The sequence below is a fragment of the Runella sp. genome, assembly GCF_027484545.1.
GTDB lineage: Bacteria > Bacteroidota > Bacteroidia > Cytophagales > Spirosomataceae > Runella.
In genome coordinates this window covers 1-14592 of the sequence record NZ_JAIXST010000230.1, presented here as the reverse complement: position 1 = coordinate 14592, position 14592 = coordinate 1, and the positions used below count along the sequence as shown (strand labels likewise).

Genomic DNA, 14592 nt, shown 5'->3' with positions numbered 1-14592 from the left:
TTTGTTAACTTCAAGTATCACAAATCATAACCGACCCTGCTGAAAATCCCCCTATTTACTTACATCACTCATGGGTTTAATGTCTTCCAAATCAGGTCTTTCATTTCACTGATACCTTCCTGTGTTACTGATGATGTAAATACATACGGTATATCAGCCGGTAATGTCTTCAATAACTCAACTTTTGCCTCTTCATCTATCAAGTCTCCTTTGGAAATAGCCAGCAAACGCTCTTTATCAAGCAGCGTTGGGTCATACAATTCTAACTCATTGAGCAGGGTTCGGTATTCTTTACCTGCATTTTCGCTGGTAGCGGGTACCAAAAACAGCAGGATAGAATTTCGCTCAATGTGTCTCAAAAATCGTAATCCCAGCCCTTTGCCCTGGGAGGCTCCTTCGATGATTCCGGGAATATCGGCCATCACAAACGATTTATAATTGCGATATGCCACTACGCCTAAATTAGGCACGAGTGTGGTAAATGGATAATCGGCAATTTCGGGACGAGCTGCTGATACGGTCGAAAGCAGAGTTGATTTACCTGCATTCGGAAAACCGACCAACCCAACATCTGCCAACAATTTAAGCTCCAAAACAATCCATTCTTCCTGTTCCGGTTCACCGGGTTGCGCATAGAGCGGCGTTTGATTGGTGGCAGATTTGAAATGGGTATTTCCCTGTCCTCCGCGTCCACCTTTCAATAAAATTATCTCTTGTCCATGTTCCGTTACCTCGCCCATTATCTCGCCCGTTTCGGCGTGTTTGGCGATAGTTCCGAGTGGTACTTCTAATATGACGTCATTTCCCTGCTTTCCGTTGCAACGCGCTCCGCTTCCACTTACACCGGCTTCGGCCTTGATGTGTTTGCGGTACTTGAGGTGGAGCAATGTCCAGTGTTGAGAGTTGGCTTTCATTATGACGTGACCTCCCCGTCCGCCGTCACCTCCATCGGGACCGCCTTTGTCTACAAACTTTTCACGACGAAAATGGGATGAGCCCGCGCCGCCCGCACCCGAGCGACAGTTGATTTTTACGTAATCTATAAAATTGGAATTTGCCATAATATCAATAAAAAAACTCGTATAGCTAATCTAAATTTAGCCACACGAGTTACAAATTTGCTAAAGAAACGGCAGAGTCTAACTTAAAGTGCCGTTAAAATTTATTATTCGGTATCAATTGAGGAGCAAAGTTGACCAAAAATGTCTTCGATTTGGCCAATTCCGTTCACCACCGTTAGTTTATTCTGTCCTTGGTAATAAGGTAAAACGTGGACAGTTTTGTTGAAATATTCGTCAATTCTTTTCACTAATTTGTCTTGGTCGTCGTCTGCACGACCACTTATTTTTCTACGCTCTGCAATGCGGCGTTTGAGTTCCTCTTCGTTTACGTCCAATTGCAATACCGTTTTAATACCGCTGTTCTTAGAAGAAAGAAAGGCATCTAATGCTTCGGCTTGCGGCACAGTACGCGGAAAGCCGTCAAAAATAATTCCTTTGGCATCCGGATTTTTTTGGACTTCTTCTTCCAACATATCAATCGTGACCGAATCGGGCACCAAAATACCGTTGTCGAGCAAGTCTTTCACTCGTTTTCCCAGCTCGGTTTGTTCTTTGATGTGCATCCGAAACAAATCGCCGGTAGAGATGTGAACCAGTTGATATTTCTCGATGAGTTTAGCAGCTTGGGTGCCTTTGCCCGCTCCCGGAGGGCCAAAAAGTACAATGTTAAGCATCTGACTGAAAGGGCGTTTTGTAGAGGTAGTGCTACGAGTTAGAAAAAATGAAATGCAAATTTACAATTTCATAACACTACTCAACTGATTTCAGTCACAAATAAAAAAAGGATTTTGCTAAAATGAGGTAGTTTACTAAAAGAAAAGGGGTGAATTCCATCGAAAGTCACCCCTTTTTGTCGGAATAAAACAACGTAAATTACTCCACTACAATGCGTTTTACTGTTCCGTCTTCGTTTTGTACCACGCTGATAAAATAGGTTCCTTTGGCATTTTTACCCAATTCCAATTGACCAACGTAGTCGCCTGAAAAATCTTTGATTTCTTTTTTGCCTACCTGTTTGCCTTTTGTATCAGTGACCGTGATGGTTACGTCGCCTTTGTTAGGGGCATAAAAACGGATGTTGAGTTCGTCTTTGTCGGGGTTGTTGGGAAATGCCTCCAAACCGCGAATAGAGGCCGGTTTGCCGCTTCCGCCAATATTGATATCGCTGTTCCAAAACTCTCTGAATCTGGGTTCAAAATCACGGCTCCAATCTTCCATATTCCGTTCCAATTTTCTCATTTGGGGCTGAATACTTTTTTCAACACGTTTCATACGGTCAGCAAAGGCATCTTCATCAAAGTTGAAATTGCGGTTAAAGTTGCGATTATCGTTGTCCCAACGTTCCGTACGACCGTCTTTGGGATCGTATCTGTAGATTTTACGCTCTTTCCCTTCTTTGGGGACAATAACAATGCGGTCGTTGTCATTGCGGAACATCCGGTCAGAGGAGTGATTTTCTCCTTCTTCAATCACTACGCTCAGTCGGCGATTGGTCGCATCTTTGTTGGTAGTGCGCAGAGAATCTACAATGGTTTTTATTTTGGCTTCTCGCTCGCTGTCCGAGAGGTTGTTGTAGGTGTAGGTACGTTCAAATGTTTCGGTTTTGCCGTCTTTTTCCTCGCTCATGCGAATTCGCACAGTCACTTTGTCTTTGTTCGAATCCTTGTTTTCAGCTTTATTGTCCTGCGACATGGCGGTTGTGGCTACTCCCAGCCCGGCAACCAACGCAATAAGAGCAAATGTTGTTTTCATGCTTTTTTGATTTTAAACGCTTGGCAAGTTGTTAACTTTCTGACAGTTTTGATGTTAAAGTTTCTTAAAATGTGTTAAAGGGTAGGTTGAATTACGTTATTTTGACGGTTCGCCGCCGCGAATGTTCGCCAACGCGAGGTTGTGACAATGAGATGTTTTTATTCTGACAAAGAAAAAGTCGTGTTTCTTTTAACGAACGTTGCATGAGATTGAAAAAAAATGATGACGAGACAAAAAATACGGTTATTGATCACCCTGATGGGAATGGCAGCGCTGGGATTGGTGGGCTTTCAGTGGCATTGGGTCACGAGTGCGTTGGCGTTACGGAACGAGCAGTTTAACCTGAAGGTATCGGACGCGATGCAGGATGTGGTACGTAAACTCGAAAAGCAGGAAATAATTTACCTCATTCGCCAACGGGAAGAAATTGAGCAGCAGCACCGCAAACTCGAAGCCCTCAATAAGAATCGTTTGGCCAAAAATACCCAATCGCCTGCTTATAATTTGCCCGAAGAATATGCCGCTGCTTCCGGCCGCAGAGATAAATTGACGGGTTCCAACCCAACGGATGCGCTGACGCCCCGCAATCGTTCCATGACGGATTTTCAGGCTAATCTCATCAATGAGTTTTTACGTCAACGAAGTGATGAATTGCCGCATATTGAACGTTTTTTGCGCATTCATGCTGAACAGGAACGGCTTTTTGATGCCTGGTTTGACCAAATGGGTCGCTCTCTTTGGCCCACCGACAGTACTTCTGCCAGTTCAGTGTTGATGACGGTGCGGTCGTCGGTTCAGAAAGTCCGGAAAACAGTGGAGGTAATGCCTCAAAAAATGGCTGCCCAAAATTCGCAGGCACAGGAGAAATTTGCCAAAGCAAATTCTGCCTCGCAAACTGACTTATTGAAAGATGTTTTCAAGGATTTGCTTTTTAGCAAACGTCCCGTAGAACAGCGAGTCAATCGGTTGATGTTGGATTCACTTTTGAAAAAATCGCTTCAGGAGCGCGGTATCGGCATCGCCTACGAATTTGCAATTCAAAATAACATTCATAAAAGTATCTTATTTTCAACAGCCTCTTATCGTCCTGACAGCACGGATTCGGAGCTTTTTCGAGCGAGTTTATTTCCCAATGAACTCAACAATATTCCGAGTCAGTTGCTGGTCTATTTTCCCGAGCGGCAGGCTTTTATTTTAGAAAATATGGGTTTCACCCTCATCAGTTCGGTGTTGCTACTGTTGGTGATTTTGGGTTGTTTCTATGTGGCTGTTGCGACGATTCTAAAACAGAAAAAGTTGTCGGACATTAAAAATGATTTTATCAATAACATGACCCACGAGTTTAAAACACCCATTTCAACCATTTCATTGGCAGTGGGGATGGCTCGGGAGCAGATAGAAATGAAGGCAGACGCTACCAAAGTTCGTCGCTATTTGGGTATTATTCAGGATGAAACACAGCGCTTAGGCGGGCATGTAGAGAAAGTATTGCAAATGGCCTTGTTGGACAGAGGAGAAATAAAACTCAGACCAACGGATGTCAACATTCATGATACCATCGAAAAAGTACTCAACAATCTAAGTGTACAGTTGGAACAACGAGAAGGGGATATAGATTTGAACTTTGAGGCGACGAATGAAATCGTAAAGGCAGATGAATTGCACCTTACCAATATTTTGACCAACCTGATTGACAATGCTACAAAATACTCGCCGGAAGCGCCGCATATTACTGTAAGTACGCAAAGTGATGACTCTCATTTGTTTATCAGCGTAAGTGATCGGGGGCGCGGCATGACCAAAGAGCAACAAACCAAAATATTCGACCCTTTTTACCGCGTTCCGACGGGCAATGTACACGACGTAAAAGGCTTCGGTTTGGGCTTGAGTTACGTTAAAAAAATGGTGGAAGCCCACGGTGGTACCATTCAGGTAGAAAGCAAATTAAACGAAGGAAGTACTTTTACGATTCAATTGCCCTTGCAACCTCACCCAACCCTCTCCAAAATGGAGAGGGCTTAATTCCCTTTTTCTCTGAAAAGAAAAAGGGGAAGTTTTGGAAAAAATATAACGATTAGCAAGTAAAATGACAAAAATCCTCCTTACCGAAGACGACCCCAACTTAGGGCAATTGTTGCAAGAATACCTGACCAACAAAGGCTACAAAACCGATTTGGCTACCGATGGCAATGCGGGACTCAAACGCTTTTTGGAAGGCTCGTATGACTTATGCCTTTTTGATGTAATGATGCCTAAAAAAGACGGTTTTTCGTTGGCCAAAGAAATTCGCCTGACTGATAAAGAAATACCGATTATTTTTTTGACGGCCAAAAGCATGAAGGAAGATACCATTCAGGGCTTTAAAGTAGGGGCCGACGATTACATCACAAAGCCCTTCAGCATGGAGGAATTGTTATTGCGAATACAGGCCGTGTTGCGACGTTATCAAAAAACAGCCCAAACTTCCGAGCCGCAACACAGTTTGTTTCAGTTGGGAAAGTACTCTTTTGACTTTGACCATCAATTACTTACTCAAAACGGTACGACCCAAAAATTAACCAGTAAAGAAGCGGCTTTGCTCAAACTTTTTTGTGAGAACAAAAATCAACCCATCAATCGGAGTTTAGCATTAAAACTTATTTGGGGTGATGACTCGTACTTCAACGCAAGGAGTATGGATGTGTACATTACTAAGTTGCGCAAGCACCTTAAAGATGATTCTTCCCTACAAATAATGAACCTGCACGGCGAGGGGTTTAAGCTGTTGGTGGATGAGTGAAGAATTTGAGGTAAACAAACTTAAAAATTAGTAAATTAGATACAAGAAGTATTTTTTGCTTCATAGTGACATTTGAAATGTAGGTAAACAAATCATAAAAATGATTCTTGACAACGAAAATGATAATCTAAAAGTCCATGAATGGATAAGTAATTATACCAATAACGGTAGCTTGTCAATAGTTACTGGCTATTTTACGATTGGAGTATTGGCATTTCTTTCTAAAGTTACACAAGAAAAAATTAACGAATACCGCTTCGTACTTGGTGATATTGTAAATTTTGACGAAAACCGTGACCGTGCCTTAGACCTTCTCAATGAAAATATTAGTGTTGAAGCGGCAATAAAGCTTAGCCATTTGGCAAAAGAAGCTGTTGCATTTTTAGAATTAGATAATGTTCATGCTAAAACATTAGAACCAAACTTTTGTCATGCAAAAGTCTATCTCTTTAAAAACACTGCAAAAGACCCTCAAAAAGATTACTACATTTCTGGCAGCTCAAATTTGACAGAAGCTGGCGTTGGGATGAAGATTGCCAACAATATTGAGCTAAATATCGCCAGTTTTGGCTCCGATCCACAGTATCAAGTCCTTGTCGAATGGTTCAATAACTTATGGAATCGACCACAAGCACACGCATATAAAACAATTCAACATCCAGATGGTAAAACTGAGCAAAAACCATTTAAACAATACTTAATAGATGAGATTAAGAAGGTATTCGTTGAATATACTCCAAAAGAATTATACTATAAAGTGCTTTTTGAGCTTTTTGCGCAGGATTTATTGAAAGAAAATGACAATCCTGAGTTTAGTAGGCAAATCGGGCGTTTAGAGAATTCAAGTATCTATAATACTTTATTTGAATTTCAGCAGAAAGGAGTGTTGAGTTTAATCAAGATGTTACAAAAATACAATGGAGCGATTTTAGCTGATGCCGTTGGTCTTGGAAAAACTTGGAGTGCATTGGCTGTAATGAAGTTTTATGAATTACAGGGACGAGAAGTTATATTAGTTTGTCCTAAAAAGCTGCAACACAACTGGCTAAAATATAAAAAGCATCAAAATTCTAAATTTGAAAAAGATGAGTTTGAATATTTTATGCGGTTTCACAGTGATATGTCTGAAGGCTTGATGGAGAAATATAAAGATAGAGCTGATAGCTTATTTATAAATAAAAAGCCAAAGCTATTTGTCATTGATGAAAGCCATAATTTGAGGAATGATAAATCTAAGCGATATAAGTTTTTAGTAGAAAAAATATTAGCCAAAAACGAAGATGTAAAAGTCTTAATGCTCTCAGCTACACCTATTAATAATTCTTTGATGGATATTAGAAATCAATTCAAATTAATTGTGGCTGGAAGAAATGATGGTTTTAGAGAAACACTTGATATTAAAAGTATTGATTCAACGTTTAGAATTGCACAAAAAGAATTCAACAAATGGACAGAAGACCCCAAACCTAAAATTGCAGATTTTGTCCAAAATCTCAATGCCAATTTTTTTCACTTAACTGATAATCTCACTGTTGCTCGAACTCGAAAGATGATTCAAGGGCAGCAAGATGGGTTGAAATTTCCGATTAAAACCAAACCTGAGAATATTTTTGTTACCCCTCGAAAAATTGGCAATTTTGACAATTTTGATGAGTTGTTCAATCATTTTCCACCCATGCTATCGGGTTATCAGCCTTCTTATTATACTGAAAGTGCCGAAGACCGTAAGAAAAGATTAGAAGCTAAGAAAAAAGGTGAAAAATCTGACATATCAGTATTAGATGATGAGCTACAACGAGACCGTTTTTTGGTAAAAATGATGTATATTTTGATGGTAAAACGCTTAGAATCTTCATGGTTTTCGTTTCAATCAACCATCGAAAAAATACAAGGACACCACCAAAATGCTCTAAATAAAATTGATGAGTATGAAAAAACAAAAAAAGACACCGTAATATCTGACGATTTAGAGCAAATAGATGAAGAATTCTCAGAAAAATTAGAAGGTTTCAGCCTTGGAAAAAAACGACCTATCAAACTATCAGTCATCGACCAAGCGGGCAACCTTAAAGCCTACAAAAAAGACCTCAAAAAAGATATTGAGGCTTTAGATTTATTAAAAACCAATCTTACAAAATTTGAAGAGAAACTAACTATTGAGGTCAAGAAACCCAATAATTATCATTCAGAAGATGAAAAACTAACCGCTTTGATTGACCGAATCAACGCCAAGCGACAAAAAGGGGCAAACAATAATAACAATAAAGTTATCATTTTTACGGTCTATAAAGACACTGCTTTCTATCTCTATGAACAACTATTAGCAAGAGGTTTTGACAAAATTGCAGTCGTATCAGGTGATGCTTCTAAGGTTTCGGACGAAACGGCTGAAACCAAACTCTTTGAACCAATCCTCGAACGTTTCGCTCCCTTTACCAAACTTTTTAAAGAAAAAGAGTGGTCGTTTTCGCCAAGTAGCTCCGATTTGCCCATCAATAAACAGTTTGACGAATGGCAAATCTGGATGGCAGAACATGATAAGAAAACCTATCAAAAACTGCTAAAACCTATTGATATTTTAATAGCCACTGATACACTCAGCGAAGGACAAAACCTGCAAGATTGTGACATGGTAATAAACTATGATATTCATTGGAATCCTGTAAGAGTTATCCAACGTATGGGGCGTGTAGATAGACTTGGTTCGCCTAATAGCCAGATTTTCGGCATTAATTTTTGGCCTTCTGACAATATCAATGCTTATCTGAACCTGCAAGGCAGAATCGAACAACGCATGGCGACCATGAAATTGGCTGGCTCTGAGGTGCATCTTGAGTTTTCGGATACTTTCAGAGAAATGGCAGAAGATGAAAACCTCGAACAAAAGCAAAATGCCCGAATGATGGAGCAAATGCAGTCGTCATGGGAGGAAATTGATGGAGAGGAGACACTCGGCTTTGATGATTTTTCGCTTGAAACATTCAGACAAGACCTTTCGGAAGAACTAAAAGCACAACGACATTACTATGAATCAATGCCAAAAGGTGTTTACACAGGCTTTGCACCACAGCCCGATATTTGTAGACAAGAAGGCATCATTGCTTTGATGGGCTATCCGACGAAACCACCAAAGGCGTTGTCACACCAATATAAAGGGCATGAACTCATTTATATTAATTATGAAGGAAAAGCTGTTTTGTTGAATCAAAAGGAGGTTTTACAGGCTCTTGCCAAGCATAAGGACGAAAACCGAAAAGTACCAAAACCCATTGATAACGGCGAACCCGAAGCTATTAAGCTATTGACCAGTGCCATTGAAGCATGGCTCAAAAGCCAAACAATTGAAGAAGAAATTGCGGAAGATGGCACAGTAAAACAAAAAATGGGTGCCGCATCGCTCGGAATGCTTAATAAATTGAAAACTGGAAGCAAAACCGCTATAAATGCCCTAAAAACCGAAGGAAACCTCAGTGCAAAATTTACCAAAGAAAATTTTGACTTGATTGCGTGGTTTGTGGTAAATAAATAAAAAAAGTAGATGTTTAATTTTACTCAATTCTTGGGATGGAATCCCAAGAATTGAGTAAAACCAGAAAATCAACAATTAGGTATAAAATATCATTCTCAATTCGCCAATCATTACTTGGATAGTTACAAACCATCATAAAATGACCACCCTCAAAAACTTTGCCACCCTACCTTTCATCAAAGCCATGAAAAGTTTTTTTGAAGATTTACATATTCCAATCAACTATTTGGACGAATTGCCCGCCAGTCCTAAAGATGTATTTGGGGAAGCGTATAACATCAAAAATCCTGCCCACGCACTCATTGACGATATTTTTGTGTTAGGAACGGTGGATGATAAGGCTTTTGACCAAACAAGAAACATTGACGAAAACGACATCAAAAATGCAGATTATGACTTCATACTTATTGTAGGTATGACTCTAAAATTAGAAAACCTGAAACTACCGACTCGCTCACAGCTTGCCGAACTTACTCGGCTGTGCAACAAAATATTTAATACCAACGATAAAGGGAATCCTGTTACAGTAGTTTTTCGATATGCTGATTGTATTTCATTTTCAAATGCTGAAAGAATTAGCCGAAATGAAAGCGATTATCGGGAAGGTGAAAAAATTGGCAAGGTTTCCTTGCTCCGTGATATTTCTATCAAGCAGCCCCACCGAGGACATAGCGAAATTTTAAAAAAGTTAGTTATTCCAACCGAAGGAAACAATGCTATTAAAAAATTTACTCAACTTTACTATTATTGGCAGTCTGTTTTCTCTATTTCGGTTCTTAATAAAAAATTCTACGAAGATATTATTGAATGGTTCAACAAAGCTACCAATGAAATAAAAATACCAAGTGAATCTGCAAAGTCAGAAAAACATAAGGACTTTACGGTTCGTTTGATTGCTCGTTTGATTTTTATTTGGTTTTTGAAAGAACTTGATGTGGTTAAAGAAGATTTACTGTTACCAGAGTTTGGCAATGGCGATGAAAATGACCTTATAAAATCCAAGCAAGAAGGTACATCTTATTACAAGTTTATCTTGCAAAATTTGTTTTTCAATGCCCTCAATAGAGAACACAAAGAGCGTGAAACAGACTTATTTGATGTATATGCTTCTTCGTTTGATAACATTGATGAAATCAAAAAGCATATTTTTTTTTCTCCGTATCTCAATGGCGGCTTATTCGATATTCATCAAAACGATTGGTGTGAATTAGACAAAGTAAACAATGCTTTTGTTGTGCCTGACCATTTGTTTTTGAATAAAGAGAAAGGTTTGAATGGTATTTTGGCTCGTTATAAATTTACAATTGCTGAAAATACACCACTTGAAGAAGAAATAGCCGTTGACCCCGAAATGTTAGGTCGAATATTTGAGAACCTTCTGGCGGAACAAAGCGACGATACAAAAGATGCTGCTCGAAAAAATGCAGGTGCTTTTTATACGCCTCGCCCTGTGGTTTCCTATATGTGTAAAAGTACCTTGCTCAAACATTTGGATACCGAAGTAAAACCCGAAAATGGCAAACAAATTATTCATAAATTACTCGACACTACGGTACTCGACCCAGCTTGCGGTTCGGGAGCATTTCCGATGGGTATGCTTGAAGAAATGATGCAAGTACTGACAACAGTTGACCCTGATGGAAAAATATGGGTGTCGGAAATGATGAAATCAAAAGATGGTGATTTTAGAGAGCATATTGCCGAAATGTTTGCCGATGGGCAAATTCGCTACATTAAAAAATTAGGGTTACTCCGAAATTGCTTGTTTGGCATAGATTTATTGGAATATGCCATTGAAATTACCAAACTTCGTTGCTGGCTTTCGTTGATTGTTGAACAGAGAGTTGATTTCACAAAACCCAACTATAACCTCAAACCATTGCCTAATCTGGAATTTAAGTTTTACAAGAAAAATTCCTTATATCGGTTTTACAAAACCCAAAATCTGAATCAGTTTATAGACTTGGTTGATAACGAAAATCTCTTAAAAGAACTCGTAAACCTCGAAAATCAATACTTTATTGCAAAAAGCGACCGATTTGGCACAAAAGAAGAAATAAAATCAAAAATAATAAAACTCTTAGAAAAAGTAGTAGATAGCAAAACCGAAGCTATTACAAAAGAACTTAACTTGGTTCGCACCACTATTAATCAATTGGTAGCAAATAAAGCAACTGAAAGAGAAATTGCCAAACACAGAAAAAAAGAAGCTGCCTTAGCCAATGAGCTTGGCGAGTTGGCAATTTTCAGAAATACCATTAAAGATTATTTCATCGAAAGGGTAGTGTTTCCTGGCATATTTAGCAAAGAAAATCCTAATGCTGGCTTCGACGTTGTAATTGGCAATCCGCCTTATGTAAACACCAAACAGATTAGTAGCATGGGGCAAAGCAAAAAAATGGTAGAAGAATATGGCTATTGCGATGACCTCTATAATCATTTTACAATACGTGGCTTGGAATTACTCAAAAAAGGTGGTCTGCTAAGTTATATTACCTCCGATACTTTTCTTACGCTCCAAACCAAAAAGAATATGCGAATGGAGTTTCTGGGAATTCAGAAACCAAGCGAAGGTTTATTGGATTTTGAGCAAAAAGTGCCTGAATGTAGCATAACCGAAATTATCAACACCCCAAAAGCATTTGCCGCATTGGTTGATACTGCCATTTTTTCGTTGAAAAAAGAAAGTGCAGTTGGTAAACCAGCCTTAGTTTATATAGATATTCGTAAACCTTCCGCTGCTTCTTTTAATATTTCAGAAAGCGAATGGCAGCAAATCAAAACCTCCAAAGAAAACTTGGCAGGTTGGGAAAGAATTTTAGATAAAACATTTGGTGCGTTGGGGCATGATACGCCCAAATGGGAAGTTTCTCATAACTGCGACGGCGACAATGTTTATAAAGATGTAAATTCTCCGCTACTGAAATTTCAATTATCTTTTGAAACCTACCGAAAAGCCATCAATTACGCCATTTTTTCACCTACCGAATACAATTGCCAAATACTTGAAAAAATAATAAAACCTGCCAGACCAATCTTTGATAACTGGTGGAGCAAAATAGAAACATCAAGGCAAATCGAAAATAATAGAGCCTTGATACAAAAACATATCAAGAATTTAAAGGCGAATGATTTTGCCTTAATTGGCTTACTTACAGATGGCGGACAAGGACTTGCCACTGGAAATAATGGCAACTTTGTTGGCTATCGCTCAGATTCTCGTTTTGCCGACCGTTGCCGTGCTACCAGAGTACAAAAACTTTGGGAAGCCATACAAGGTGAAAATCAAATCATTGATAATTTTGAAATTTTGGCTGATTGTGAAAGTGAAAAAGATGTAAAAGATGTATTAGAAAGCCTGACAGAACAAGATATTTGGCAGTTATTCGACGGCATTAAGGAGCAATATGGGTTAAGGATTTTTAGTAAAGGGTATCTCTATCGCATTATTCCTAATGAATTAGTTTTTGATGTGAGCCAAATTTCTGATGAACAAAAACTCAATGGAATCAATGGCACGCAAACCTATGTACCTTACGACAAAGGCGACAAAGAAGGAAATCGCTGGTATTTGGAAACACCTTATTTGATTGATTGGAGTAAGGAATCAGTTTCAACGTTAAGCACGGACTCAAAAGCTCGCTGGCAAGGGTATAATTTCTTCTTTAAAAATGGTTTTTGTTGGAGTGATGTATTAAATCCCAATTCATCATATATCAAGTGCCGATTAAAAGGGCAGTCGGTAAATGATGTTAAATCAATGTCGCTTTATGATGAGTTAGGTTTGGGCGATAAATATTTTGTAATGACCATAAATTCATATTTAGCCTTTAAGGTTTTACGTGAATTTTTTAATAGTACAGTTGCGATTCAAATGAATGACATTCGTAAACTCCCTATCAAAATTCCATCTGAAAGTGTTTTACAGGCATTTAATCAAAAGTTTGAGGAGTGCTTGGTAATTAAAAAGGAGTATTTTGATGGTGCAATATTACGTGGAGAAATGAATCAACGTCTAAAACCCATAGAAATTGAAATTGATGAAATGGTAAATCGTTTGTATGGAATTGAGGCAAAAGAGGAAATTATTGTAGAAGAATTGGAAGAAGAAATAGTTGAAATTGAAGAAACAGAAGATGAGTAGAAAAGATATTGGCGATTAAGGAAGGCTTCGCTCAAAGCGAAGCTTTCCTTAAAAACACACCGAAATTTGACACGCAGGCTTTGGAGGCAGAACGGTTCGACGCTTCGATTGACCTACGGGTATATAAACTCTATGAGCTTACACACGCCGAAGTACTGGTAATAGACCCTACTTTTGGGCTGAGTACGGGGGCCTATGAACTTTTGGCATATTAGAAGAAATGACATGGAAAACCCAAATTTATACGCAAAAATAGCTGAGTTAATAGAACTTGCTCGTAGGCAAGTCATTACGGCTGTCAATACAACGATGGTCTATACCTATTTTGAAATAGGGCGTATGGTTGTTGAAGACGAGCAGCAAGGGCAACATCGAGCCACTTATGGCAAGCAGGTTTTGAAAGAACTATCCAAAAAACTTAGCAAAGAGTTTGGCAAAGGATTTTCTTCTGATAATCTTGAAAGAATGAAGAAACTGTATATTCTTTACTCAAATTCAATTTCCGCAACACCTTTGCGGAAATTTACTCTTTGATGGTCGCATTACCTCAAACTCATGCGTATTGAGAATGAAAACGAGCGAAATTTCTATGAGATAGAAGCAGCAAACAACAATTGGAGTTTGCGAGAATTAGACCGCCAATTTGATTCGGGGCTTTATGAAAGGTTGATATTAAGCCGTAACAAAGAAGCGGTGAAACAGCTTGCCGAAAAAGGGCAAATAATAGAAAAGCCTTCTGATATTATCAAAGACCCTTACATTTTGGAGTTTGTGGGCTTGCCCGAAAAAGCCATTTATTCAGAATCGAAACTCGAAAACCAACTCATTACCGAACTCGAAACCTTCCTGCTCGAACTCGGCAAGGGGTTTACCTTTGTGGGCAGGCAAGTGCGATTTACCTTTGATGAAGAACATTTCAGAGTTGACCTTGTATTCTATAATCGTTTGCTACGCTGTTTTGTGCTTATAGATTTAAAAATAGGCAAACTCAAACACCAAGATTTGGGGCAAATGCAGATGTACGTCAATTATTATGACCGTTTCGTAAAAACCGATGACGAAAACAAAACCATTGGCATTATTTTGTGTAAAGACAAAAAAGATACATTGGTCGAAATTACTTTGCCCGAAGGCAATAATCAGATTTTTGCCAGCCGCTACCAAACGATTCTGCCAAGTAAGGAAGAATTAAAGCAATTGATTGAAAAATAGAATCTCCCGAAGCATAACAGTTCGACGGGTTGCAGACCTATAAGGTTTCAAAAACCTTATAGGTCTCGTTTTAAACTACTTCTTCCGTTTCTTCTTATTGATCGGAGCAGGTTCG

At 38.9% G+C, this 14592-nt stretch carries 9 protein-coding genes and 1 pseudogene; 7 read left to right on the top strand and 3 right to left on the bottom strand.

Annotated features, from left to right (window positions below; genetic code table 11):
• Window positions 1–68: 68 nt before the first annotated feature.
• From obgE to Q0081_RS21215, 3 genes are all read right to left on the bottom strand, one after another.
• Window positions 69–1061, bottom strand: coding sequence for a GTPase ObgE (gene obgE, locus Q0081_RS21225; protein ID WP_298358210.1), 993 nt, complete (start codon window positions 1059–1061; stop codon window positions 69–71).
• Window positions 1062–1165: 104 nt separating this feature from the next.
• Window positions 1166–1735: an adenylate kinase gene (locus tag Q0081_RS21220; RefSeq protein WP_298358207.1), complete on the bottom strand. Its 570-nt coding sequence runs from the start codon at window positions 1733–1735 to the stop codon at window positions 1166–1168.
• A 199-nt stretch (window positions 1736–1934) separates the two neighbouring features.
• Window positions 1935–2813: a T9SS type A sorting domain-containing protein gene (locus Q0081_RS21215; RefSeq protein ID WP_298358204.1), complete on the bottom strand. Its 879-nt coding sequence runs from the start codon at window positions 2811–2813 to the stop codon at window positions 1935–1937.
• A 219-nt stretch (window positions 2814–3032) separates the two neighbouring features.
• Between Q0081_RS21215 and Q0081_RS21210 the strand changes: the two genes are divergently transcribed.
• The 7 genes and pseudogenes from Q0081_RS21210 (at window position 3033) to Q0081_RS21180 (ending at window position 14477) form a co-directional block, all read left to right on the top strand.
• Window positions 3033–4835, top strand: a complete 1803-nt coding sequence (locus tag Q0081_RS21210; RefSeq protein WP_310586517.1) for a HAMP domain-containing sensor histidine kinase — start codon at window positions 3033–3035, stop codon at window positions 4833–4835.
• 64 nt (window positions 4836–4899) lie between these two features.
• Complete coding sequence (locus tag Q0081_RS21205) at window positions 4900–5592, top strand: response regulator transcription factor (RefSeq protein WP_298358201.1); 693 nt, start codon at window positions 4900–4902, stop codon at window positions 5590–5592.
• A gap of 100 nt (window positions 5593–5692) precedes the next feature.
• Window positions 5693–9121 carry a helicase-related protein gene (locus tag Q0081_RS21200; RefSeq protein WP_298358197.1) on the top strand — a complete coding sequence of 1143 codons (3429 nt, stop codon included), beginning with the start codon at window positions 5693–5695 and terminating at the stop codon, window positions 9119–9121.
• A gap of 139 nt (window positions 9122–9260) precedes the next feature.
• Complete coding sequence (locus tag Q0081_RS21195; RefSeq protein ID WP_298358194.1) at window positions 9261–13265, top strand: Eco57I restriction-modification methylase domain-containing protein; 4005 nt, start codon at window positions 9261–9263, stop codon at window positions 13263–13265.
• 8 nt (window positions 13266–13273) lie between these two features.
• Window positions 13274–13480, top strand: coding sequence for a hypothetical protein (locus Q0081_RS21190; protein ID WP_298358191.1), 207 nt, complete (start codon window positions 13274–13276; stop codon window positions 13478–13480).
• Window positions 13461–13871 (top strand): annotated as a pseudogene (locus tag Q0081_RS21185) (DUF1016 N-terminal domain-containing protein); the annotation flags it as partial. The gene Q0081_RS21190 and the pseudogene Q0081_RS21185, both read left to right, overlap by 20 nt.
• Before the next feature lie 87 nt (window positions 13872–13958).
• Window positions 13959–14477 carry a PDDEXK nuclease domain-containing protein gene (locus tag Q0081_RS21180; protein ID WP_298358257.1) on the top strand — a complete coding sequence of 173 codons (519 nt, stop codon included), beginning with the start codon at window positions 13959–13961 and terminating at the stop codon, window positions 14475–14477.
• Window positions 14478–14592 lie beyond the last annotated feature (115 nt).

What these genes read in the sequence shown, in the direction of transcription:
- obgE (WP_298358210.1), bottom strand. Translation starts at nt 1,061, where the DNA reads ATGGCAAATTCCAATTTTATAGATTACGTAAAAATCAACTGTCGCTCG.
- Q0081_RS21220 (WP_298358207.1), bottom strand. Translation starts at nt 1,735, where the DNA reads ATGCTTAACATTGTACTTTTTGGCCCTCCGGGAGCGGGCAAAGGCACC.
- Q0081_RS21215 (WP_298358204.1), bottom strand. Translation starts at nt 2,813, where the DNA reads ATGAAAACAACATTTGCTCTTATTGCGTTGGTTGCCGGGCTGGGAGTA.
- Q0081_RS21210 (WP_310586517.1), top strand. Translation starts at nt 3,033, where the DNA reads ATGATGACGAGACAAAAAATACGGTTATTGATCACCCTGATGGGAATG.
- Q0081_RS21205 (WP_298358201.1), top strand. Translation starts at nt 4,900, where the DNA reads ATGACAAAAATCCTCCTTACCGAAGACGACCCCAACTTAGGGCAATTG.
- Q0081_RS21200 (WP_298358197.1), top strand. Translation starts at nt 5,693, where the DNA reads ATGATTCTTGACAACGAAAATGATAATCTAAAAGTCCATGAATGGATA.
- Q0081_RS21195 (WP_298358194.1), top strand. Translation starts at nt 9,261, where the DNA reads ATGACCACCCTCAAAAACTTTGCCACCCTACCTTTCATCAAAGCCATG.